The sequence below is a fragment of the Rhizobium sp. LjRoot258 genome (assembly GCF_964254185.1).
GTDB lineage: Bacteria > Pseudomonadota > Alphaproteobacteria > Rhizobiales > Rhizobiaceae > Rhizobium.
On the sequence record NZ_CAXUST020000004.1, the window covers coordinates 54084 to 76681 of the forward strand.

The window sequence follows — 22598 nt, forward strand, 5'->3', positions numbered from 1 at the left end:
CGCGGCGGCCTGCTTATGCTGCATGCTGTCGCTCAAGGCCGAGCGCGGAGCGGTAAGTTTGTGGCCGGACGCGCTCGAAATAATCCGCGGTGACTGGCAGGATGCCCGCAACGCTCATGGTCTCGTTGATCATGACCGGCTGCCCAAGCCGCTGCATCGGCCAGCCGGCACGCCGCAAAATACGCTCGAACCGCACATCGGTGGCGGTTGCAATCTGGCGGCAGCCCTGATGAATGCACCATTCGAGGATACCTGCAAACATGCCGAATGTGACTTCGTGCAAGGCCCCCTCCCCGGCTTCGCGGCGGAACGCAGTGTCGACGCAGAAGCGAGAGCTTTCGATCATGGCGGGGTGTGCGTCGAGCCGCCCTTCCGAAAGAAGCTGCGGAAAGACGCGCTCCAGCATGGTGGGGCCGATGGTGGGCAAGAGTCGAGCACAGCCGATGACCTCATCGGCATCCGACAGTGCGAGGATATAGGCCGGTTCGAATCCGTCGAATTCATCGAGCTCGCGACCGCCGGATCTGGCGACGTTCCACGCGAGCCGGTCTGCAAAGACGCGCGATCGCAGCCGGTACATCTGATCGAGATAGGTTACGTCCTTGGATGACTTTGGCGTCTGGATTGCTATCAGTTTCATGATCCCGGCTCCGCGCTTAGGTTGCTCTGCTGATGCTGGTTTGCTGAAAGCGGAGTTTTGATTCCAGTCGCAAATCTGCGAGTCTCTTGTGTGTGATTCTCAAATGAGCGGGTCGAGAAGGGTCGGTAAGCGTCTTGAATCGGCCTTTCAGCCAGGTAGGCCTACCAGCAGATCTGCTAGTCCCACAGATTCCTTTCGGCGACCCTTGTCGTCCGCGAACATGCTGGAATCGTTTACGAAATCGATAGTTCGAGATCGGGGGAGACGGCCGTTTCAGGCCCTTTGTTAAGTGGTTGTTAACCATTAACTCCTTGCAAGAATCGCTTGCTTCCGTATCGTCACGGTTTAAACGCCGAAATTGAATTTTTTCCGTGACGAAAGTTTTGACCGTGAGCAAGCCGCTTCGTTCTACTCAATTGGCATCGCAGAAAACCGTGGATGAGACCATCGGTGATCATGCTTCGCTGATCAGTTCACAGCTGCAATCGATCAGCGAGGCGATTTTCCCGCCGACCGCAAGCAAGACGCTACGGCGTTTCACTTCGGGTGAGGCAGCGAAGCTCATGGGGGTGTCAGATTCCACATTGCGCAAGATGAGCTTGGCCGGCGATGGTCCGCAGCCCGAAATGACGACAAACGGCCGGCGCCTCTATTCCCTCGCTCAGATCAACGAGCTTCGCGCAAGGCTGGCTTCGACGTCGCGTGGACGCGACGCCTATGACTTCTTGCCCCGACGCGGACCCGATGATCATCTCCAGGTCATCGCGGTCACGAATTTCAAGGGTGGGTCCGGCAAGACCACAACGTCAGTCCATCTCGCGCAGTACCTGGCCCTTCAGGGCTACCGTGTGCTGGCGCTTGATCTTGACCCACAAGCCAGTCTCTCCGCTCTCCTCGGCGTATTGCCGGAAATCCATGTCGGGACCAATGAAACGCTTTATGCGGCAATACGCTATGACGAAGAGCGTCGTCCCTTGGGCGACGTCGTGCGCCAAACCTATTTCGACGGGCTCGATCTCGTCCCCGGCAATCTTGAGCTCATGGAGTTCGAGCATACAACGCCAAGGGCTCTGGCGAACGGCACAAGAGGTGCTGACGAAATTTTCTTCATGCGCATTGCACGCGCTCTCGATGATGTCGCCGACCGCTATGATGTGGTCGTCTTCGATTGCCCGCCCCAGCTGGGCTATCTGACCCTCTCCGGACTTTGTGCTGCGACCTCGATGGTCGTGACCGTGCACCCTCAGATGCTCGACATCGCATCGATGAGCCAGTTCCTGCTGATGACCCACGATCTCCTCGGAGTCGTTCGGGAAGCTGGCGGCGAGCTTCGCTACGACTTCATCAAATACTTGTTGACGCGGTTCGAACCCCAGGATGCACCGCAGACAAAGGTTGCGGCTCTTCTGCGCAACCTCTTCGACGACAGCGTGCTGACGAACCCGATGGTGAAGTCTGCCGCTGTCTCCGATGCCGGGCTGACGAAGCAGACGCTTTATGAGATCGGCCGCGAGAACTTGACCCGCTCGACCTACGACCGTGCCATGGAGTCGCTCGATGGCGTCAATTGCGAGATCGAGAATCTGATCCGCGCCGCGTGGGGACGGAGCAAGCGATGATTTGCAGAGCGGACAAGGCTGGCATCTCGCGGACTGCTCTCCGAAAGTTGGGAGCTCCCAACTTCCAGGTGGCGAGCAGACGTGACGCTGAATGCCCGACCCCTTTTGGCGATCGAGCACAGTCACGAGAAACATTCTCAGGAAAAAGTTGGGAGCTCCCAACTTTCTCTAGGAAGCCCCTACCCTCTTCTTGCAACAGGCTCGATCGCGGCCGCTTTGGTCAGCGTTCTTCCAGCCGGTATGTCTTCAGCGCCGGGGTAGACCTGGGAGATGCCAAATGAGTAGGAAAGACACCGTCAATTCGCTCTTCATGAGGAAAGCCGAACCGTCGGCCACCCCTGCCCCCGCCAGCAAAAGTCCCGAGCGCGTTCGCTCGGGCGCGATATCGGCGATGGGCGCGTCCCTCCAAGAGATGAGCGAAGGGGCACGTGCTGCCGCACGGCTCCAAGAACAGCTCTCTGCCGGTCATGCTGTCATCGAACTTGATCCCGCTGCCGTCTCTGACTCTTCCGTGGGAGACCGGATTTCCATCGAGGTCGATCCGGGGTTCGAGGAATTGGTGACCAGCATCAAGCAACACGGGCAGCAGGTACCGATCCTGGTTCGGCCAGCGACCGACCGTGCCGACCGTTATCAGATCGCTTACGGCCGCAGGCGGTTGCGGGCAGCATCAAGGCTGGGCGCGAAGGTGAGGGCTGTTGTCCAGAACCTGAGCGATGACGAACTGGTCATTGCGCAGGGCAAGGAGAACCTCGATCGGCAGGACCTGTCGTTTATCGAGAAGGCGCTCTTTGCCCTGCGGCTGGAGGAGGCTGGCTACAAGCGGGATACGATCCTTGCGGCCCTTTCGACCGACAAGGCCGATCTCAGCCGCTACATCTCAATTGCCCGCTCGCTTCCCGGATCCATCGTTCAAGCGATCGGACCCGCACCAAAGGCTGGCCGTTCTCGATGGATGGCCCTTGCGGAGACCATCTCTTCCTCGGGAAAGAAGATCGAGGGCTTGATCGTAGAGCCGTCGTTTCTTCAGCTCCCGTCTGATGAGCGCTTTGCAAAGGTGCTCTCAGCGGCGGCGTCGCCGAAGAAGAAAGCCGGTTCCGGCGAGCACTGGCGAAATGCGAAAGGGCAGAAGGCGGCGCGCATCGAGCGTATCGGCAAAACCACACGTATCAGCTTTGATGAGCGCGTGGTTCCCGAGTTCGCAGCCTTTGTGACCGATCGGTTGGAAGCTCTTCACGCGGAGTTCGAGGAACGCCGACGCGACAGGTAACGGCGTCCCAACGGACGTCATGATGACAGAAACTGAGAAGGAAAAGGAAATCAGGTAAAGAAAAAGGCCCCCGAAAGTCCATCCGGAAGCCCATTTCTCTTGTTTCGCACCCAGAGAATCGCACTTCCCGGAATCACTGTCAAGAGTTGTTGGACGCCATTTCGGCGGGACGATGAGCTTTGCCTTTTTGAAAGGTGAAACGACATGCAGTCAGGAAGTGTAACGACGCCCGTTGGGCGGCGGCCAATGACGCTTGCCTTGGTCAAGAGGCAGCTGGAGACGGCCGAAATCAAGGCCGGAAAGACGGCCGACAAATGGCGGGTCTTTCGCGACGCCTGCGAGGCGCGCGCGATACTCGGCGTCCAGGACCGGGCTCTGGCGGTGCTTGACGCGCTGCTGACCTTCTATCCGCAAAATGAGCTGTCGGAGGAACGCGGGCTGGTCGTGTTCCCGTCGAACGCGCAGCTATCCATCCGCGCCCATGGAATCGCAGGCACGACCCTTCGCCGGCACCTGGCTGCGCTCGTGGATGCGGGGCTCATTGTGCGCAAGGACAGCCCCAATGGAAAACGGTACGCCCACAAGGGCAGCGCCGGAGACATCGAGCAGGCTTTCGGTTTCAGCCTGGCACCGATGCTCGCCCGTGCGGAAGAACTTGCGCAGATGGCACAGCAAGTCGCAGCCGAGCGTAAGCGTTTTCTTCTGACGAAGGAGGCACTCTCGATCTGCCGGCGCGACGTGCGCAAGCTGATCTCCGCCGCCATGGAAGAGGGCGCTACTGGCGACTGGGGCGCGATCGAGAACCATTTCCTGGGCCTCGTGGCGCAGATTCCCCGCTCGCCAACGACAGCAGAACTAGCGCTCGTCCTCGAGGAAATGGAGATGCTCCGCGACGAGATCATCAGTGTGCTGGAAATACAGATGAAATCGGAAAAGACAGACACCAATGATGACCGTTTTGAACGCCACATACAGAATTCAAATACCGATTCCAGCAATGAACTTGAACCTAGCTCTAGAAGCGAGTCGGGGGCAGAATCGAGCCAGACCGGACGGCCGACGAGAGAGCCGATAAAGGCGTTTCCTCTGGGCATGGTGCTACAGGCTTGCCCGGATATCGGGGACTACGGGCCGGGAGGCGCTGTCAGCACTTGGCGTGACCTGATGTCGGCGGCTGTCGTGGTGCGATCGATGCTCGGCGTCAGTCCTTCGGCCTATCAGGACGCTTGCGAGGTCATGGGACCTGAAAACGCCGCGGTCGCCGTGGCCTGTATCCTCGAAAGGGCAGGGCATATCAACTCTGCCGGTGGTTACTTGCGGGATCTGACGGCCAAGGCCCGGCGAGGCGAGTTTTCACTCGGACCGATGCTGATGGCGCTGATGCGTCTCAATGCCGGTGGCGGGACGAAGAGGGCATCGTGAGAATTGTTGTCGAGGAAAGCAGCGCGCCAGATGGTCAAAGTGCCATACCAGCCAGCCGGATTTTAGCTTTGCCTCGCATTCAGAAGCGTCTATTTATGTTGCCGCAAAAGCGATCTGCCGGGAGCAATCTGCGGCAGGATGAAATGATCAAAAGGAAGACGACGCTATGGCGACCGGTACTGTGAAGTGGTTCAATGCAACAAAAGGGTTTGGTTTTATCCAGCCCGACGACGGTAGCGCCGATGTCTTCGTTCACATTACCGCGGTGGAACGGGCTGGAATGCGTGGACTGAACGACGGCCAGAAGATTACCTATGAGCTGGTCAAGGATCGCAAGTCCGGCAAGATGTCGGCGGACAATTTACAGGGCTGAAACGTCTGTGATTGTCACATTTGTTTTGAGAGGCGGTGTCACCCCGGCCTTTTCAGTTTAGGGGTTTTCGTCCCTTTCACTTTTCGTGCCTCCAAGGCGATCGATCGACACTTACAAGTGGTGACATGATGTCACTCTAATCCGTGCCGGGGCAATGCCGGCAAAAACAAGCCCGCAACGGGTTCTGGCCATTTTTGGATACTTGTTGCGGAACTTGGCTATAGCCGCACTTGAGTTTGCTGCAGCGCAACATTATCTTCTGAGTATCGAAGCGTTTCATCTCCTCCCGAGCCGCTTCGGTCCGACGGACAGCACTCCTCCTCCCAAGCTGTCAGTCACTATCGAAGCCCGGCGCACCTCCTCCCGCGCCGGGCTTTTTTGTTGAGCAAGCAGACAATCGCCGCAGGGCAAGGCGCATCGCGATTTTGCCATTGTTGTCGATCACTGCCTCACATACGAAATGCTAGGGAGGAATCATGGACATCGGCGCCAGCGACCGCGAACTGATCGCGGTGATGAGACGGTACTTTGCGGCGAAGGTCGAGCTGGAAATCCTCAAGTCGCGGTTGGAAGAGGCGCGACAGGCGGCCGGCGAGGCGATCAGCTTCTTCTACGATCCGCGCCGCAACTTAGACCACGCGGGCGACCTCCAACGATCACACCGCTTGAAAGGCGAGATGGTGTCGCTGATGCAACGCGCCGAGGCCTGGGGCAGGACAGAGCTTGCCGCCGGCGAGGTTGATTCCTCCGAGACAACTGCCGCAAAGGAATAGTCGTCCGCCTGATGCGGTGATGCGCCCATCGGCGCGTCGTCGCGTTAGTCGCGCTGAGGCGATTGCGGCCGAGCCTGCGGCCTGTGTCGTTGTAGTAGGTATCCGAATAGCCTTTGCGGCAGGGAGGGGGACTAACGCCGCTTTCGCCATCTATTTTTGGGCCCGTTTTGGTGGCGTTTGTACCGATAAGAATTGCGTGGTTCATCGCGTCCTTGTCAAAAAAGCTTATGACCTGTATATATCTTAAAGTATCTATATCGTTCAGGATATGAAATGACGGAATGGAAGGTTGAGTTTCATACGCGATTTCGGGACGAGATTGCCGACCTTCCGAAAGATGGTCGTGCTGCGGCAAAAAGGATTTCGTCTTGGCAGACCCGAGGTCGATACGCTTGAAGGCTCCAAGCACTCGAATATGAAGGAGCTGCGGGTCAAAGTTCTCAAGGTGCAGTGGCGCTTTGCCTTTGCATTTGACCCGGAACGAAAGGCAGTTGTGTTGTGCGGCGGTGCAAAGAGTGGCGTTAGCTAGAAGCTCTTCTATAAGCGCATTATCGACCTGGCGGATAAGCGATACGACGATCATTTGGCAGAGCTGGAGAAGAACCGTGGACGATCTTGATAAACTGATAAGCGATCTGCCGGCAAACGAACGCCAGGCGGTTGAGAAGCGCGCAGAGGCATTGATTGCGGCGCACAATCTGCGTGAGTTGAGGGTTCTAGCCGGTCAGACGCAAGAGCAGGTATCCGCCAAGACAGGCTTTAAACAAACCAATGTGTCTCGGCTGGAGAAGCGTGCCGACATGAAGCTGTCGACCCTTCGAGACTACGTCGAGTCCCTGGGTGGCAAATTAAAAATCGTTGCTGACGTCGCTGGCAAAAAGGTGGACCTTTCCAGCATCGCTGACAAATCACGACATCGCTCAAAAGGGGCATAATTTCTGGGTTCGGATCGGGCGGTGGTTATGTCACCAGCCTGGCCGCTCGTCCGTTCTTCTGTTCGACATTGGTGTAGTAACTGGCCGCCGGGGTCACGGATTTGTGCAACGACTGCTGCATCGCTTCGAGTAGCGGAACGCCGCGGTTGGCGGCCTCGGTCAGGTAGCCGGAGCGCAGGCGCCATGCGCCGAGAACATCGCCGAATTGAGCCCGGCCTTCCTGGCGCGCGCTGCCCTATCCGGTGGATTTGCTGTTCCCGGAAGCGCATTTGTAATCCCTGACATCCGTTCGGACCGAAGTGAGATGCGTCCAGAGGACACGCTCAAGCCGTCTGACAAACCGAGCCTTCAGTTGCGGATGAAACCGAACCGGTGGGCTTCATCGAGCAGGTGCCCAACGGAGGAGGGCTGCCATTTCCGGCCTCCGCGAGCTGGACGCTCTCCCATCTGGTCCAGTTGAGCGGCGATGGCGCGGAGCGACAAGCCGGGGTCGGCGATGGCGATTGCGGCAACGAGCTTCATCAGATGGTGTTCCGGAGCTCGGCGGGGTGTCCGTGCAAGCAGTTCTGGTTCGGCGAGCTTCTCGCGGACCATGCGATGAACGGCGCGACGGAGGCGCTCGACAGTCCATTGATCGCCTCTGCGGTTGAGGACGCGTACCACGTTGTCCCAGCTGTGTTGCGGTCGCAACTGCCGAACGGTTGGAAGCCACGTCTGGGCAGTAGATATCAAGTCATCGAGGTATGCGCGCTCGCGGGCTTGAGATACGGCACGCTTCGCCTCCGGCCGTCCCTCCCGTAGACCAGGATTGCCGGCCATCCTGCCACGGGCTTTGGCGGCCTTCATGCCAGCCCGTGTTCGCTCCGAGATCAGCGCCCGCTCGAGCTGGGCGACTGCACCAAGGACCTGAAGTGAAAACATGCCCTGTGGCGTCGAGGTGTCGATCGGATCACGCAGCGACCGGAAATGCACGCCGCGCTCTTCCAGATGCTCGATCACCTGCAGCAGATGGCTCACGGAGCGCGCCAGCCGGTCGAGACGGACGACGACGAGAACGTCACCGGCGGCAAGTTCACGCAAGAGCCTCGTGAGCACCGGGCGTGCCCGCGAAGCGCCGGAACCATGCTCCTGGTAGATCCGATCGCAGCCGGCGGCGCGCAACTCGTCCACTTGAGCATCGGTGAGCTGGTCCTCCGTCGAGACGCGGGCGTAGCCAATGAACCGTTTTGGGGTAGGTTGAACATTGGCTGCTAGTGCCTTTGCCATAGTCAGACGAGCCTCTTCGTTGAGGGCGTTTGTACAGATAAATGATGTGCGAGTAAACGACCCTTTGCAAGCGTGTTTTATGACCTGAAAGGAAGCCCACCAGACTCAAAATGGTGTTGCGGACGACCGATGCACCGCAAGCGGTCACGAAACCGCGTCAGCGGGTGTCTATGGCGGAAATGCCGCCGAAGCAGGCGTTTTGAAAGGATCGGGTATCGCCATGTCGCTCAGACGGACCGTCAGATGGCGAAACCGCCTAGCGGCAGCTCGCAAGCTGCCCGCGTGGACAGCGCGAATTCTACTCAATCAGGCAAATCAGTCCGCTGAACAAGGGTGGAGAGCGGCTGAAAAGCCCGGATTTCCAGGCGAATACACCGATCCAGGCTGGCCGACAACCGCGTCTGAAGCTCCAAATCCAGCACTATCGATACTGGGTACTTATCGATGGTTATCCATCGCTTTCACAAAAGCAGCCTGTAATGAACCCTAGAAGGCATATAGCGTTCGTTTAGCAAATCATTTACCATGATTTCAATGCCTTACGATTTGTCAAAATTGCCCATCTCAAACCTGCTGCGGGTAACCGGGGCAGATCTGTAGGCAGTGCTGCCGCACTGGGCAGTTGGGGTAGGCGAGCCTTTTTCAAGCAAGCGGCAACCGGGAGTGCAGGCGGCAATCGGGCGAGATTGCTGATGTAGAGTGGGAGCGAACAGGCTCACGTGCGTTTCCAGGGAGGGCGCGGTCAGGCTTTTGCAGCGACAAGGTTCGCAAGCGGCGGGATGACCTCACCGCTGATGCCGAGCCGGTCGCCGAGATAGTGATAGAAAGAAAGCCCAAGCTTTTGGCAGGTCTTCATCAGGCCAAGCATGGTGTCACGGGCAACCCGACCGTCCCGGCTGACAGTGCCGCCGGAGATCTTTCGCTTGGTAACGAAGCTGCGCAGGTCGTTCTCCGACGCGTTGGTGTGCAACGGGATCTTCGGCCGATCGAGCACACGCAGGAGCTCTTGTTTGCGTCGGTGAAGACGCGCCAGCAATGCGTCAAGCTCTGCATAGCCGGTGTGCAAGGTAAAGATCCTGTCGAACCGTCGGCGCAACCCATTGGCAGCCTGTGGTGAAGGCTTTTGCTTCCAGACTTTCAGCGCCTTGTAGAAGCGCCAGATAAGATCGCGAACCAGAGCGACGGACTTCACCTGTTTCGGTTTTGCTGGCATTAGCTTTTGCAGAAGGCGCTCGCTGTGGACCCAGCACAAAGCGTGATTGCCGACACGAAACTGGCCGGCATCGTCGGAAATGATCACCATATCGCCCACAAGGCCATGATGGCGGATGGAACCCCAAATGCCCGCTTCCCCCAGAATGCGGATCGCAGTCTTGTCGAAGATGTCGACGCCCTTTCCTGCGAGGTATTCCAGAAACGGCACCTGGTTACAGAAACGCTGTGGTGCAAGTGTCCGCAGCCGGGCAGTCACGACCGGATCGGCACGGCTTTTGTGCAGATAGTCGAATGCCGCGTCATTGAGGACATAGTCATGATAACTGCCGCGCAGTAGCGATAGGAAGTTCAGCCGCGATTTCGACGCTGTCGTACGAAACACAGTAAAATGATCGCCGCCAATCTGGGTGGTGTGGAAATTGTCATGAGCGTGACGAGCGCCGGTGTCGTCGACCGTGACATAAGGTGCCGACACCATACCGGCATGCAGCACCGCCGCATCCTCGGCGACAAAGCCAGTCAGGTCTTTAGTTAGAAGGCGCACGACTTGGCGCTTCGATATGTCGACGCCGATATCGTTCAACAAGGTCGTCAGTCGCCCTGTCGTCACCTGTCCCTGGGCATGCAGCATCAGGCAAAGCCGCCTAAGGTTCGGGCCACAACCGCCTACGGTGCCCTGCGGCAGCGATGCAATAATTGTCCTACCGTCAGGCGTGATCCAGCATTCGCGCCGATAGTGCACAAGCTCGGCCGCAAGCACCACATCGCGTACAAAGCAGCTTTTATATCCTTTGAAACGCGAGCCAGCCGGAACACTCACGCGCAACACCTCTTCCCGGCTTGTCCGCTCGACATCGCGCTTCGGGCCACGCGGCGCCTTCCTACCCGGCGGCTTGTCGCCCGGCTTGCCATCCGTCGCCTTCTCCATGCCGGAGGGGCGAAAGGGCGGGCGTGGCGGCAGGTTTTTTAACCGTGCGATCTCGTCGCGCAGCAACTGGTTGTCGACCTTCAGACGGGTGTTTTCCAGACGAAGTACTGCGTTCTCTTCGCGAAGGGCCGCATTCTCTGCGCGAAGCTCTTTAACCTCCGCTGAAAGAGCGGTGACCTGATCAACCAGTCCAGTCACCAAGCTGCGCAACGCATTCAGTGAAAGCGTGTCGGCGTGCTCGGGCGAGGGAAGCCGCTTCTTCGTCATCCCAGGACTGAATCATGATTTGCCCCAGCCGAGGAATCCCTCACGACGATAGGCGAGTATCAAAGCGCCCGCTTATGCACACTTCTCTGTTTCAAAGGCAAAAAAAGCTGCCACCCAATCTGCCCCGCTTACCTGCTGCGGCCGATTGCGGACGCCGGCATCGCCTTGGCCCGCCTCGACGAGCGGATTGCCCGTTCGCCGGTCGGAGAAGGCTGGATCGCGCGCATGCACTTCGCCGACGCCTGCGCTTCGCTGTGGGTCGACGGCGAGCTCGTGCATATCGAGGACCTGGTTCTGCATGACGCCGGCGCCGATATCCGTGCGCCGACCCACGAACTGACCATCGCCCGCGACATCCTGAAAACCCGCCGGCGGATCGCCGCCCAGCCGCCCGGCTGGGCGCTGTCGCCGGAAGGGCTGCGCAGCCTGCGCGGGCAGGCGTGGCCTGCACCATCGCTTGGTGTCGACAGCGCCGTGGCGAACAGTGTTGTCGAACCGGATGTAGAGATGGCTGGGGTAGGGGAGGGGGAGGATATCACTGACGTTGCCAGCCCACTCGACACCGAGTTTGCTGCCATCGATGCTGTGCTGGCCCGATCGGACGCGGCCATCAAACAGGCAAAGACGCCGAACCGCGTCGGTTCCCGCGACAAGGATCCGTTCGTCTATGATCTCGATTGGGACGAGGACGAACGGCTCGGTGAATGGCGGGCCGTCCTGCGCGAGCTCGAGGGTTTTCCGCCGGTGCTGCAGGCAACCATCGCCTTCGATGCCTGGAATGGATTGGAGGTGCTGCAGCATGCGCCCTGGCTCGGCCGGCTTCTGGCTGCGTCGATACTGCGCCAGGCGGGCCTCACCACGACGGCGCATCTGGCCGCCTTCAATCTTGGGCTCAAGTCCATCCCGGTCGATCGCCGCCGAAACCGCGATCGCGAAACCCGCTTGTTGGCTATTCTCACCGGCATCACCGCCGCGGCCGATCTTGGGCTCAAGGAACATGACCGGCTGACCCTCGCGCGGCAGTCGATGGAGCGGAGGCTGGTCGGTCGGCGCACATCGTCAAAACTGCCAGAGCTGATCGAGCTGGTGATGGCGCGGCCGCTGGTGTCGGCCGCCATGGTGGCCAAGGCGATCGAGGTCACCCCGCAGGCGGCGGTGCGGATCGTCGGCGAGCTCGGGTTACGTGAGATGACGGGGAGGGGGAGGTTTCGGGCGTGGGGGGTGCTATAGATTTAGAGGAGACGCATTCCGGCAAATACCGGATAGGTTCACTACTCCCGTGCAATGTGAACAAAGCACCGTGACGCGATCAACATCACCTTTGCTAAACATCGCGACCGATATACATTGCAGGGGTGAGAGATAGGTATGAGCTAAGCGGCGACTTCAGGCACGCAAATATATCCATAGCCACCGATGCGTCAGGCTCGGATGAGGACGAAGCCTCCGCGTTGGAGGAGGCGCTTGCGCTTCTTCATGCGGCATCGAGTTCTGATGTACCGGCTCCATCGTCGCTGCCCGCCGGCTCCGTGCTACCTTGGAGCTCCAACCCCATGTTCAAGGGGCGCGACGGCGACATCAAGGATTTGGCGGAGCTTCTTCTCCGACCAACAACGACCGCACTTGTCCCAACCATAGCGGCGACCGGCCTGGGAGGGATGGGAAAGACGCAGCTCGCAGCAGAGTTTGGTCATCGTTACGGGCAGTATTTCAAAGGAGGCGTCTTCTGGATCAGTTGCGGCGAGGCTGAGGCAATTCCGTCCCAGTTGGCGGCGTGCGGATGGGGTCTCAATCTGCATCCGGGATATGCGGAGTTGGACCTTTCTGACCAGCTAATATTATTACGCTCCGCCTGGCAGCGGAAAATACCGCGCCTCCTGATCTTTGACGCGTGCGAGGATGAACTTACGCTCGCAAAATGGCGCCCAACGACCGGCGGTGCGAGAGTACTCCTGACTAGTCGGCGGCCTAACTGGGATCCAGCGCTCGGCGTAACGTCCATTGGACTGAGTCCTTTGCAGCGGAAGGACAGCGTGAGTTTGCTCCGAAGTACGCGGAGCGATTTGACTGACGACGATCCTATGTTGAATGCGATATCGAAAGAACTGGGAGATCTGCCGCTGGCGCTCCATCTTGCAAGCCTCTTCTTGGCCAAGTTTCGGCATTCAGCACTCGGGCGCCTGGACAAATACTTGGAGGCTCTACGCGGGGCAGCGGTCCTGACACACCGTTCAATGACCGCTGGTGGTTGGTCGCCGACGGGTCATGAACAGCATATCGCGCGTACATTCGCTTTGAGCTACGACCAACTTGGCGCAGAGGGCGAATTGGGTCAAATGGCGCGCGGGCTTCTGAGCTTTGCAAGCCATTTCGCCCCAGGTATGCCAATCCCCCGTTACGTTCTGTCACCGTCAGACGCTCCCGGCGCAGATTCGGCCGTTCTTGAACTGCAGGAAGAAGCAGTCCTTAGGCTGGCTGAGGTCGGTCTTTTTTCCGCGTTGCCGGATGGATCACTTGTCGTCCATCAACTCGTCGCAGCGTTTAGTCAACTGGAGCCGCCCCCTGAGGGAAGCACTGCCGGAGATGTTGAGAACTATCTGATCTATGCTGCGCATAACGTGAACAAAATCACGGACTCGCGCCTGCTAATCGCTTTGGAACCTCACATCCTCCATGCCGCTGCTTCAGCGGCCAATCGTGCCGACACCAACGCGATTGATTTATACGCAGAACTCGGCCAAGCGCAGTACGCAAGAGGAACCTACACCGAAGCAAGAGCGACATTTGAACGCGCGCTGGCTTTGTGCGCGACAATCGCTGGATCCACTGCTGAAGACAGAGCCAATGTCCTAAGCTGCCTTGCCCTCGTGGACCGGATTACGGGGAATATTGAGGCTGCAATTGATCGACAACGGGAAGCCGTTGCGTTCTTGGAAGCGAGCGCCCTTAGGAGTGATCTTCGGATTGGCGAAGCATACTACAATCTTGCGCGGGCGTTGCTGCCACGCCTCCCAGATGAAGCTGCTGCGCTTTTTGAGAAGGCGGCGAGAATTGTCATAGACGACAGCGTGCCCGACGAAGGCGAGAACAAGGATCGATTTGCGCGAATGAGATCGCTTCTGGTAAACGCACTGACGGGCCAGGCAGAGACGCGACTCGTTTCTGACCAACCCACGGCACAGAGCCACGCCGAGAGGGCCATTGTCATCGCAGAGGATGCTTTCGGCCAAAACGCCTTTATCCTATGGCGACCGCTCTATGTTCTGGGCGAAATCTTCCGTCTGAAGAAAGATCTTAAGCCGGCTCTCCAGTGTCTGTCCAGGTCCATGCGACTCATTGAGGAGCGACAGGGTGGAGATTCACCGCTTTTGGGGGACGTTCTAATTTCGCTTGGACAGACGCAATACAACAGCGGATATGTCGTAGGAGCAAAGGAGGCGCTTGAGCGCGCGGTTGAGATCACTGACCGTAGCATAGGCTTGGAATATCCCGGTTTGAGGCCGGCGATAGAAGCACTTTCGAGACTCTATCTTGAGGTAAAAGATTTTGGCAGCTGTCGGCGGTTGTTGGAACAGGAGGTCGCTACCATATCCTCTACGAGCGGCGATCTGGAAAATCTCGCGATCGTGCTGTGTTCGCTGGGGATAGCATGTGCCGCTCAGGGAGATCGTGAAGCAGCGCTCCATAACTGGAAGCGATCTAGGCGCCTGGTGAAGCAAATGAAGGGCCCAGGCTGGCCGGCCATCCTAAGCCAGCTTCAGGGTTGGATAAACGGGCGCTAAAGGCGCAACATAGGAGTTTGCATGCGCGATCAGTTCAATCTGTCCGGCGATTTTCGCGGAGCGAATGTCAATATTCAAAGCACGTTTGAGCATGCGGGGCTTGCAACTAACACGCTGATTGCCGCGCCGGCCGATATTCAGGAGTTGAGAACGCTACTGATACATTGCGTTTAGAGATCTTAAGGGTCGAACCCGAGAAATCCGAAGCGGCAATCGCAGTCGCCGAATCCACAGATTTGCTTTTAAGCAACGCAGCCTCGCCCGCGCCAAACAAAACACTGGTCCGTACTCTGGGCGAGGGTCTACGGTCGACGGCCAAAACCATAGGTGAAGCCGGCCCTGGTATTGTTACGACTGTCGATAAGATCGTGGACCTTGTGTCGAAGATTTCGGGCTGAAGCGATTTGGCCTTGAGTACCTTCTACGGGGCACCACAAACATTTCCTCGGCACGAAAATTGGCGTACCGCGACTTTATCGGTTGTTTGATAAGCGGCGTCGACGATAGCGCATCTAAATGCGTACGCGCTGCCGTAGCCGTTCCCGACGATCGACTGGCGGAGTGGGCGACATGGGCTCTTGAGCAGGCCGACCGCATCGATCCGGTTAGCTCGAGACGGTTCCTTCTCTGGTGCTGTTTTCCGTGCACTTTTTCAACGTATTCGCGCTGAGAAAACGGTGGGTTCAAGATGAAAGGAATTAACTTAGAAGTAGCAAGGGTTATGCTAGGCTTTCGCGCAATGTATTCCGGTGATTCTTCAGATATGCAAGAATGGCTGAAGGTCGAGACGGCCCGATTGACCGACTGTCTCGTCCAAGCCATCTCGACCGCCGATAAGCTTGCGCTTCTCCGATCCATCGTCCGCCTTAAGGGTGGCAGAATGGCCCGCGAAGATGTTCGATGGGACTTTTCAAACCAGGAGCTTGAGGCTGCATCTCGATTCGGGCTTGCCATAGGTCCGGTGGCCGTTCGGATGCTCGATGAACAGGATGAGCGAGCACCTGAAGGGTTTTGGACCGCGCAGAACTTGGATCTTTCTTCGCGCCGTTATCGCCAACATCTTCCGCCAGACGCAGTGCTTCTGCGGCATACAGAGCATTCTGACTATCGATCGGAAGGTCAAAAGGCCGCTGTACGTTCGCTCGTCACGATGCCGATGGGCGCCTCTTTGATGGTGTGTTTGCCAACGGGGTCCGGCAAAAGTCTTCTCTTTCAATTGACGGCAGCCAGGCTGCGAAAAGAAAGCATTGGGTCTTGCGTCATTGTCATCACCCCGACCGTATCGCTGGCATTGGACCATGAACGAACATTGTCAGCGATACCTGGTCTCGAAGGTAGCCGCGCACTCGTCGGAGGGATGGATGCAGATAGTCGGGCCAATCTCATCGACGCTTTCCGGCGCGGTGAAGTCCCAATCCTTCTTCTTTCGCCCGAAATCGCCTTCGGAACAGCGCGAGAGCATCTGGTCGAGGCGGCCACCAATCCAGTCGAAAAACTTGGCCCGCTGACAGCCCACCTGTCGGCTGTTTTCATCGACGAAGCACATATTATCGAAAACTGGGGCCGCACGTTCCGTCCAGATTTCCAGCGGCTTCCCGGCCTTGTCCAAGAGCTCAGGGCCAAGAACGGCGACCTCCAATGTGTTCTCCTGTCGGCAACTTTGCCACCTGCCGCACGCGAAGTTCTTCGCGCATCTTATAAATCGGACAGAGGGTGGGGCGAAGTGGATGCAGCGTCGCCGCGGTCGGAGTTCGATATCGTCATCCAGGGATATGGCGATGCGCAAGCTCGGCTGCATGCCCTCGACTTCGTTCTAGACCGAGCACCCCGTCCGCTGATTGTTTATACCACGCTCGCCGGAGATGACGGGGATGATCGAGGTCCTCGGGACTTGCGCCTTAGTGCAAGCGAACTCTACTCTCGCCTGAAAGATCGTGGCTACGAGCGGATCGCCCTTTTCAGCGGCGATGTCTCATCAAACGTCGAGCGGAACCAAATCGTGAAGGACTGGGCTGCCGACAAGATCGACGTCGTTGTGGCCACCTCCGCTTTCGGCATGGGCGTTGATAAGGCAAACGTGAGATCGGTCATCCACGCCTGCCTACCTGATAGTCCTGCCCGGTATTACCAGGAGATCGGTCGGGCCGCCCGAGACGGTCGGCAAGGACTAGCGGTTTGTTTGTTTACCGACGCGAATAAGGACAACGTGAAAGACGACGCGACCCATGCCCGATCCGCGTCCATCAGTTCATGGATTACCCGTGATTTAGCCGCTCCGCGCTGGGACGCGATGGTTGAAGCAAGCATCAATGGTCGTTGGGTTGACGAAAAGCGAGCGATGACCATCGACCTCGACGCGATGAGGCGGGGCATAACCCTCTCCACCGATCATAACCGTCGCTGGAATATGAGCATTCTCAATCTGCTCCAGCGAGCTAAGATGCTCGATGTTGTCTCCTGCTCACAAGAACCAAATCGCTTTACCTGGGATGTCGAAATTCGCGAGCCGGGCCTTCTAGCATACGATCCTGATGCGGTCTGGGAGCGCGTTTTTGCGCTTCGAGACGACGAGCAGGAGCGCGCTCGTATAGAGGTGCGACAGTTCATCCGCATCATGAGACAGGCCGACAAGACTTGTGTGTTGCGCGATGTCTTTGAACTCCTCCAAGATCAGCGAGCCGACGACATCCCCTCATGCGGCCGCTGCCCTGGCTGCAGGTCAAGAGGAGAGATGCCTGGACTTGCCGCGCCTCACAGGGTTTTGGCGGACATCTGGCCCGCAAACCCGACCAGTACGCCCTTGAAGCTTCCGCCAGGCGTGACACTGCTCATTCCGAGGGACGCCTCCTTCATGAAAGAATTGCCACAACTCATTACGCGTCTAGCGTCAGTTGGGATTGAACAAACGCTTGCGCCAGACGACATCGCCACGGTTTGCGCTGAAGCTTTCGTTGTTTCCAATGCCCGTCTTGGACTCGTCGTTCGGCATAGCAGCATCCTTCAAAACCCAGACGGAATATCCCGTTTGCCGACGGCACTCCTTTTGCGATCACACGAAACGTCATCGAAACGCATATTGGAGGCAGTCAAGCAATGGAGGAGACGGAATGAACAACCCGATCCCCTCCTCATCGTGACAAGCCCGAACACCGAATTTGAAGGGCGACGGCTAGACCAGACACTTTCGCTTCGCGCCCCGTATTTCGAGGAATCGCTAGAGCATTTTTCGATACAGGAAACCGTAGCATGAGCATGTTGTCATCAACGCAGGGTACATCGGAACGGGTATGGTCACTCATTGCCCTTCTTCGGGAGTACGACGGAAAGATCAGCCGCGCTGAAGCTGCAGCTTGGCTCAATCCGGAATTTCTGAGGGAGGGCCAGACGATCGGTGAAAAGACCGGGACATTTGGGCAGGTTCTGGGCGCTGCAACGAGTATGGGTGCGGTTTCGTTGGTCGGGCAGGAATTGCAACTCAACCCGAGTTGTGAAGCCGATACCTATGATCAGCTCTCCGATTGGCTGTATCGTCAACTGATCGAGTTGCCGTCTCAAGAAAAAGATGCTGTCTTTTTGGAGACATTCGCCTGGGTGATGTGCGAATCCGCCAAACGTCAGACTTCGGGGTGGATACTCGAGATGACGAATCCCGAACTCGCCGACAGCGCGGAAGCCGCACTTCCTTCTGGGGCAGATGACGACGTTGAAAGTCGTATGAATTCCACCAAAGTGCCCTTTTGGCGCAGATGGCTCGTCTTCCTAGGTCTTATGGAGGAAATATCTGCAAGCCCTCCATACGAGATCGACATGTCACGACGTCTGAGGCGCGAGATAACACGGCTCGACGTCGATCGGGGTGTCTCGATTGGCGCCGAGGAATTCCTTCGACTATTGCGGCAAAATATGCCGTTCATCGATGGCGGCCGCATGTATTTAGAGGCGGCACGCCGGATTAATTTCACACCGGATCCACGCCAACTATCGCCCGTTCTTTCGGAAGCCCTGCGCGACCTGCACGACGATGGCACACTGGAACTAAAGGTCCTCGGAGATCTCTCTTCCAACCTCCGGCTTCACCCGAACGCCACCCACAAAGTCAGTGCATTTTATGCAGTCGCAATAAAGGGAGGTGCATAACGTGAGCGCTCCCATGACGGCATGCTGGCGGGTCGACGACGCAACTGCCATCATTAGCAATGAGGCCTTGGAGGGGCATGAGGGGATCTTCCTCGCGACCCATTCACCGATTACCGATTTTGATGTTTCCGGCAGTCACGGCGGCGAAATTGACGGCCACGACGAAGCAGCGCTTTTGGACGTCCTAGCGGATCCCGCCCGCCGACATGCGTTTTGCGTCGTACAGGGAGAACCTGGATCAGGGAAATCCCACCTGATCCGCTGGCTGTCGATTAAGTGGCCGAGAAACAATGACGTTAAGCTCTTGCTGCAACGAGCCGACGGAAGTCTCGAAGGCGCCCTCCGGCAGATGCGCGAACGCCTGCCTCCAGAGTTTCAAGATCTGTTCGACAAAATGGGCAGGCGCCATCGTGCGACAGACCGTGGCCGAGCGAATTTGCTCCTGAGCAATCTGGCAAACGCGCTTCACCCTGATCATTTTGATCCCCCGCTAGAGGATGTCGATTGGTGCCGGACGGTTCGTCCCGGTGATCTCATCGATCTGCCGGCGATCAAACATCATTGGCAGGGACCATCTCGCATACTTGCCTTGATGGAAGGAAAGGGCGATGGCGAGGGGGCGGAGCGCAACTCTCAGTCAGCGAGTTTCAACGCCTTCGATATCGAGGAGTTGGCAAGCCACTGTGGCGCTGTGTTCAACAGTGGCGTCACAGGGCCAACCGAACGCCTGGCGCGCAAGCTCATAGACGAAGCCGCACATATCGCTGAGTTGCGCGAAACCCATTGGACGGCGGATGAAATCGCAGCCGAACAGGCCGACAAGATACCGACAACGATGAAGCTTGTCGCGGCTCTGAACCGACGTCGAAATGACGCGGTTCAAAATCTCCTCGGTGTTTCTGCCGAAGGTCTGAAAACCCTATTCCGCCAGATCCGCGTTGCGCTCGCTGAGCGCGGTCAGAGGCTCGTCCTTCTCCTCGAGGACATTACGAGTTGGGAAGGCATTGACGACAGCTTGATCGATGTTCTCGTCACGAATGCCGAGACAAGAGGGGCTGACGGCGCGTTTGACATGTGTCCGCTCATTTCCGTTGTCGGCGTCACACCCGGCTACTACAAGAAGCTGCATGGTAACTACCGCGCCCGCATCACACACGAGGTCAATCTCGGTGCCGCACATCAGGACGGCGAACTACAGGATGTCGCGACCTTAAGAAACGGTGACGATCGAATCAGGTTTGTGTCGCGATACCTGTCGGCAGTAAGAGCTGGCCCGGATGCACTTGATAAGTGGCGCAACGACCTATGGCAGGACAGAAATGCCATGCCCCCAAACCGATGCGATAACTGTCAAGTCAAAGACAGATGCCATGCAACGTTTGGAACCTGGGCGGGGATCGGCCTGTATCCCTTCACCGAAACCGCACTCGACCACTTCTTTGAAGCTCTTAACGACAACGACAATGGGATGACCTGGAAGACGCCACGCGGTATTTTGCAGGCGGTCCTAAGCCCCAATTTACTGCAGGTCAGAGCCATTAATGAGGGGCAGTTCCCAAATGCGCTCACGGAAAATGCGGCTTTGGTAGCGGAAAGCCGCAATCTCGGTCGCCGCGCAACTGTCGTTCTGACGAATCAGCTTTCTGAACGCCCGGCTGACTTCGCAAGGACGCGTCGAATTATTTCTTATTGGGGAGACAAGGAGCGGGCGGATACAGTCATGGACGCGGCCGGCGAATTGCACTTTGCCGGCGTGCCGAGATCCCTTTTTGAAGCGTTCGCGCTGCCATGGGTGGGTTCGCAGGAGGGGACACAACCGGCTCAACCCCTCGTTCCAGTGAAGCCCGTCGTGACCCCTCTCGCTGCCATGCAAGAGAACACCAGCGAGCCCGCGCCGGGCAAAGTACCGGCGACACGGTCGATCCTGACACAGAGGCCCCCCGCGCAGACACGCGTTCCGCAGCCACCTTCGGCAAAGAGGTTGATTGGCAAGTCCGACCTGCAGTCCCGCCTAGACGAGATACGAAACTGGGAAACCAGCGGCGAAGCGCAGAATCCTAATGTCTACAACGTCGCGATATTCGAGATCCTCTCTCAGATTGATCCCCGCCGTGTTGGCCTCGATCCCTACTCGAAAAAGCGGATCTTGACCGAGCAGCAGGTAAAGATTGACGGAACCGGCCACTCACAGCGAAGCTATCTCACAATCCCGCGTGGGGAATGGCTTTGGCGCGGGCTCGAAGCCGTCGTTAGCCTGCAACTCGACAGCACAATGTCAGTCAACGATGTCGCTTTCCATCGGCATTCCTTGGCAGTGCTCACAACAAGGCTGGAAGGTCTGCTTGCCGACTTTGCGGACCGCCGCCTGGGAATGGTTGAAGACTCACGATGGAGCCCAATTCCTCTCATCACGCAACTTTTGGTCGCCCGCGCGTGGCTTCGGGGAACGGTGAACCCGAACGATCCGCATTTCGTGCAGTTGCAAGGGATCTTGTCTGATGAGCCTCCGACGGAGAGTGATCCCGCCACTCGGTCAGCCCCATGGCAGGAGTTTCTCAACAGGACGAAGGGCCTTCATACGAATTTGCGCGAGGCCCTCCGCGCAATGGTTTCGATGCCGCAGGGCGCTTCGGCGGGTTTCGGGCTTGCCGACGTCTCAAGGGTAGCAGGGGCGATCAGGCGCTTGCGTCAGACCCAAAGGTTCGATGAGCCGCCCTCGGGGTCCGGGGAAACCGGCGTTTCCGAGTTCGATGCTATCAGGGAAATTGCATCCCACTTCAAGCACAGCATAGGCCAGATCGTCAGGATTGAACGCCAGCAGCTTGAGTCGCGAGCCACCAGTCTTCAGGAGCTTCTGCGGGGAAGGACCATTGAGGCTCACTTAGTGAGGATTGACGCCGCGATCACGTCTGTCGCCGATCTTTTACCCCGTGCGAACCCGGAGAGTGTCACCGCTTGGAAGGGCGAGTTTTCCAAGGCGATCGCGCGCATCGAACAGAAGGCTGACCAAACCGCGGAGGACTTCATGCTGTTGGTTGCGGAGCATCGCGATGCGGGCACTGGACTAGGCCTCGATCAACTCACTCTGGCGCCATCCAAGGATTTGGGCATCTTCCTTGATGCCGCGAAAACAGGCGAACAGACCGTGGGCCAACTTCTTGGGCACGTAAAAGATTGCATCAAGGACGGCGGGGGATCGTTCTCGCTTGCTCAAGTGCACGACGTTGGCCACGCGGTTGAGCAGGTCCTGAACGATCATGGGAAACGCAATGACTGACGTCCTCGGAGAACTGGAATCACTCCTCCCTGAACTTCCAATGGCGCTCGAGCGTCGGTCGCTCGGGGAGAGCCTAGCGCGCGTCGCTTCGATTTTAAACGACATTAGTTTAGCTTCTCAACGTCTTTCTGACGTCTTCGATACTGCTGATCTAATAGGTTTCGGTGATGTTCCAGAAGCAGCCGAAAAGATGGATGACCTGAGCGATGCCGCCAAGAATATGGCATCATTGCTCATAAATGCGAACGACGCCGCTTCCCTGCATCAGATCGAACGCGACCTTCCACACTTCAAGTCGACAATTGCCAGTGCCCTTTTGGCGATCAAACAACGATGGCGGACCGAGGTGACGGCGGATTACCGGCCGTTTCTCTCACTTGGACAACTGCTATCGAAAATTGATCACGGCAATAGCCTTGGCGTCCGAATGGTCAAACTCGGAGAAGACGCCAACGCAAGCTTATCGGTAACACAGGCTGATCAATTCAAATTGGCGGTCGTAAGACTCATCAATACGCGTGCGCTGCTCGAATCCGAAAAGACATCATTCACGACTGATGAGCAGGTCGACAATTTCTTGACCGGCCTGGCACAGGGCCAGGCTAAACTCCGATCGGTATCGCCGGACGTTTTTCGCTGGCTGTCGGAACATGATGCACTTGATCTCTTTGAGGTGCGCCCGATCGCTTAGGTT

General features: G+C 57.8%; 18 protein-coding genes and 1 pseudogene. 14 read left to right on the top strand and 5 right to left on the bottom strand.

Annotation, left to right across the window (positions count from 1 at the left end; genetic code table 11):
* Window positions 1-13: 13 nt before the first annotated feature.
* Entirely contained in the window at window positions 14-640 is a 627-nt protein-coding gene (gene traI, locus ACSQ9D_RS33235; protein ID WP_436286030.1) for an acyl-homoserine-lactone synthase TraI, read from the bottom strand.
* Window positions 641-1029: 389 nt separating this feature from the next.
* Here traI and repA point away from each other — a divergent pair, with 389 nt between their 5' ends.
* From repA to ACSQ9D_RS33270, 7 genes are all read left to right on the top strand, one after another.
* Complete coding sequence (repA, locus tag ACSQ9D_RS33240; RefSeq protein ID WP_436286031.1) at window positions 1030-2259, top strand: plasmid partitioning protein RepA; 1230 nt, start codon at window positions 1030-1032, stop codon at window positions 2257-2259.
* Window positions 2260-2536: 277 nt separating this feature from the next.
* Window positions 2537-3529 carry a plasmid partitioning protein RepB gene (gene repB / locus ACSQ9D_RS33245; protein ID WP_436286032.1) on the top strand — a complete coding sequence of 331 codons (993 nt, stop codon included), beginning with the start codon at window positions 2537-2539 and terminating at the stop codon, window positions 3527-3529.
* Between the two features lie 204 nt (window positions 3530-3733).
* Window positions 3734-4951, top strand: coding sequence for a plasmid replication protein RepC (gene repC / locus ACSQ9D_RS33250; RefSeq protein ID WP_436286033.1), 1218 nt, complete (start codon window positions 3734-3736; stop codon window positions 4949-4951).
* Window positions 4952-5117: 166 nt separating this feature from the next.
* Window positions 5118-5324: a cold-shock protein gene (locus ACSQ9D_RS33255; protein WP_436286034.1), complete on the top strand. Its 207-nt coding sequence runs from the start codon at window positions 5118-5120 to the stop codon at window positions 5322-5324.
* Window positions 5325-5800: 476 nt separating this feature from the next.
* A complete protein-coding gene (locus tag ACSQ9D_RS33260) occupies window positions 5801-6097 on the top strand; it encodes a hypothetical protein (protein ID WP_436286035.1) in 297 nt (98 codons plus the stop codon).
* Window positions 6098-6434: 337 nt separating this feature from the next.
* Window positions 6435-6626: a type II toxin-antitoxin system RelE/ParE family toxin gene (locus ACSQ9D_RS33265; protein ID WP_436286189.1), complete on the top strand. Its 192-nt coding sequence runs from the start codon at window positions 6435-6437 to the stop codon at window positions 6624-6626.
* A gap of 76 nt (window positions 6627-6702) precedes the next feature.
* Window positions 6703-7032 (top strand): helix-turn-helix domain-containing protein, encoded by a 330-nt coding sequence (locus tag ACSQ9D_RS33270; protein ID WP_436286036.1) that lies wholly within the window; start codon window positions 6703-6705, stop codon window positions 7030-7032.
* Between the two features lie 25 nt (window positions 7033-7057).
* Here ACSQ9D_RS33270 and ACSQ9D_RS33275 read toward each other — a convergent pair.
* The 3 genes and pseudogenes from ACSQ9D_RS33275 to ACSQ9D_RS33285 form a co-directional block, all read right to left on the bottom strand.
* Window positions 7058-7263, bottom strand: a pseudogene (locus ACSQ9D_RS33275) (integrase); the annotation flags it as partial.
* Between the two features lie 117 nt (window positions 7264-7380).
* A complete protein-coding gene (locus ACSQ9D_RS33280) occupies window positions 7381-8298 on the bottom strand; it encodes a recombinase family protein (RefSeq protein ID WP_436286037.1) in 918 nt (305 codons plus the stop codon).
* 742 nt (window positions 8299-9040) lie between these two features.
* Window positions 9041-10708, bottom strand: coding sequence for an IS66 family transposase (locus tag ACSQ9D_RS33285; RefSeq protein ID WP_436286038.1), 1668 nt, complete (start codon window positions 10706-10708; stop codon window positions 9041-9043).
* Window positions 10709-10873: 165 nt separating this feature from the next.
* Between ACSQ9D_RS33285 and ACSQ9D_RS33290 the strand changes: the two genes are divergently transcribed.
* From ACSQ9D_RS33290 to ACSQ9D_RS33310, 5 genes are all read left to right on the top strand, one after another.
* Window positions 10874-11938 (top strand): RHE_PE00001 family protein, encoded by a 1065-nt coding sequence (locus ACSQ9D_RS33290; RefSeq protein ID WP_436286039.1) that lies wholly within the window; start codon window positions 10874-10876, stop codon window positions 11936-11938.
* A gap of 323 nt (window positions 11939-12261) precedes the next feature.
* The gene (locus ACSQ9D_RS33295; protein ID WP_436286040.1) at window positions 12262-14490 is read left to right on the top strand and encodes a tetratricopeptide repeat protein; all 2229 of its coding nucleotides are present in this window, start codon (window positions 12262-12264) and stop codon (window positions 14488-14490) included.
* Between the two features lie 21 nt (window positions 14491-14511).
* Complete coding sequence (locus ACSQ9D_RS33300) at window positions 14512-14664, top strand: hypothetical protein (RefSeq protein ID WP_436286041.1); 153 nt, start codon at window positions 14512-14514, stop codon at window positions 14662-14664.
* 514 nt (window positions 14665-15178) lie between these two features.
* Complete coding sequence (locus ACSQ9D_RS33305) at window positions 15179-17740, top strand: DEAD/DEAH box helicase (protein ID WP_436286042.1); 2562 nt, start codon at window positions 15179-15181, stop codon at window positions 17738-17740.
* Window positions 17737-18627: a hypothetical protein gene (locus tag ACSQ9D_RS33310; RefSeq protein ID WP_436286043.1), complete on the top strand. Its 891-nt coding sequence runs from the start codon at window positions 17737-17739 to the stop codon at window positions 18625-18627. Before ACSQ9D_RS33305 ends, ACSQ9D_RS33310 begins: the two co-directional genes overlap by 4 nt.
* A gap of 238 nt (window positions 18628-18865) precedes the next feature.
* Here ACSQ9D_RS33310 and ACSQ9D_RS33315 read toward each other — a convergent pair whose 3' ends face one another.
* Window positions 18866-19105 (bottom strand): hypothetical protein, encoded by a 240-nt coding sequence (locus ACSQ9D_RS33315; protein ID WP_436286044.1) that lies wholly within the window; start codon window positions 19103-19105, stop codon window positions 18866-18868.
* Window positions 19106-19642: 537 nt separating this feature from the next.
* Here ACSQ9D_RS33315 and ACSQ9D_RS33320 point away from each other — a divergent pair.
* Window positions 19643-21904 carry a hypothetical protein gene (locus ACSQ9D_RS33320; protein WP_436286045.1) on the top strand — a complete coding sequence of 754 codons (2262 nt, stop codon included), beginning with the start codon at window positions 19643-19645 and terminating at the stop codon, window positions 21902-21904.
* Window positions 21897-22595, top strand: coding sequence for a hypothetical protein (locus ACSQ9D_RS33325; protein WP_436286046.1), 699 nt, complete (start codon window positions 21897-21899; stop codon window positions 22593-22595). Before ACSQ9D_RS33320 ends, ACSQ9D_RS33325 begins: the two co-directional genes overlap by 8 nt.
* Window positions 22596-22598 lie beyond the last annotated feature (3 nt).

Excerpts from the sequence above, each read along its gene's own strand:
- ACSQ9D_RS33285 (WP_436286038.1), bottom strand. The coding sequence starts at position 10,708 with ATGACGAAGAAGCGGCTTCCCTCGCCCGAGCACGCCGACACGCTTTCA.
- ACSQ9D_RS33325 (WP_436286046.1), top strand. The coding sequence starts at position 21,897 with ATGACTGACGTCCTCGGAGAACTGGAATCACTCCTCCCTGAACTTCCA.
- ACSQ9D_RS33315 (WP_436286044.1), bottom strand. The coding sequence starts at position 19,105 with ATGATCAGGGTGAAGCGCGTTTGCCAGATTGCTCAGGAGCAAATTCGC.
- repC (WP_436286033.1), top strand. The coding sequence starts at position 3,734 with ATGCAGTCAGGAAGTGTAACGACGCCCGTTGGGCGGCGGCCAATGACG.
- ACSQ9D_RS33310 (WP_436286043.1), top strand. The coding sequence starts at position 17,737 with ATGAGCATGTTGTCATCAACGCAGGGTACATCGGAACGGGTATGGTCA.
- ACSQ9D_RS33300 (WP_436286041.1), top strand. The coding sequence starts at position 14,512 with ATGCGCGATCAGTTCAATCTGTCCGGCGATTTTCGCGGAGCGAATGTC.
- ACSQ9D_RS33295 (WP_436286040.1), top strand. The coding sequence starts at position 12,262 with ATGTTCAAGGGGCGCGACGGCGACATCAAGGATTTGGCGGAGCTTCTT.
- repB (WP_436286032.1), top strand. The coding sequence starts at position 2,537 with ATGAGTAGGAAAGACACCGTCAATTCGCTCTTCATGAGGAAAGCCGAA.
- traI (WP_436286030.1), bottom strand. The coding sequence starts at position 640 with ATGAAACTGATAGCAATCCAGACGCCAAAGTCATCCAAGGACGTAACC.
- ACSQ9D_RS33260 (WP_436286035.1), top strand. The coding sequence starts at position 5,801 with ATGGACATCGGCGCCAGCGACCGCGAACTGATCGCGGTGATGAGACGG.
- ACSQ9D_RS33305 (WP_436286042.1), top strand. The coding sequence starts at position 15,179 with ATGAAAGGAATTAACTTAGAAGTAGCAAGGGTTATGCTAGGCTTTCGC.
- ACSQ9D_RS33265 (WP_436286189.1), top strand. The coding sequence starts at position 6,435 with ATGGTCGTGCTGCGGCAAAAAGGATTTCGTCTTGGCAGACCCGAGGTC.
- ACSQ9D_RS33255 (WP_436286034.1), top strand. The coding sequence starts at position 5,118 with ATGGCGACCGGTACTGTGAAGTGGTTCAATGCAACAAAAGGGTTTGGT.
- ACSQ9D_RS33280 (WP_436286037.1), bottom strand. The coding sequence starts at position 8,298 with ATGGCAAAGGCACTAGCAGCCAATGTTCAACCTACCCCAAAACGGTTC.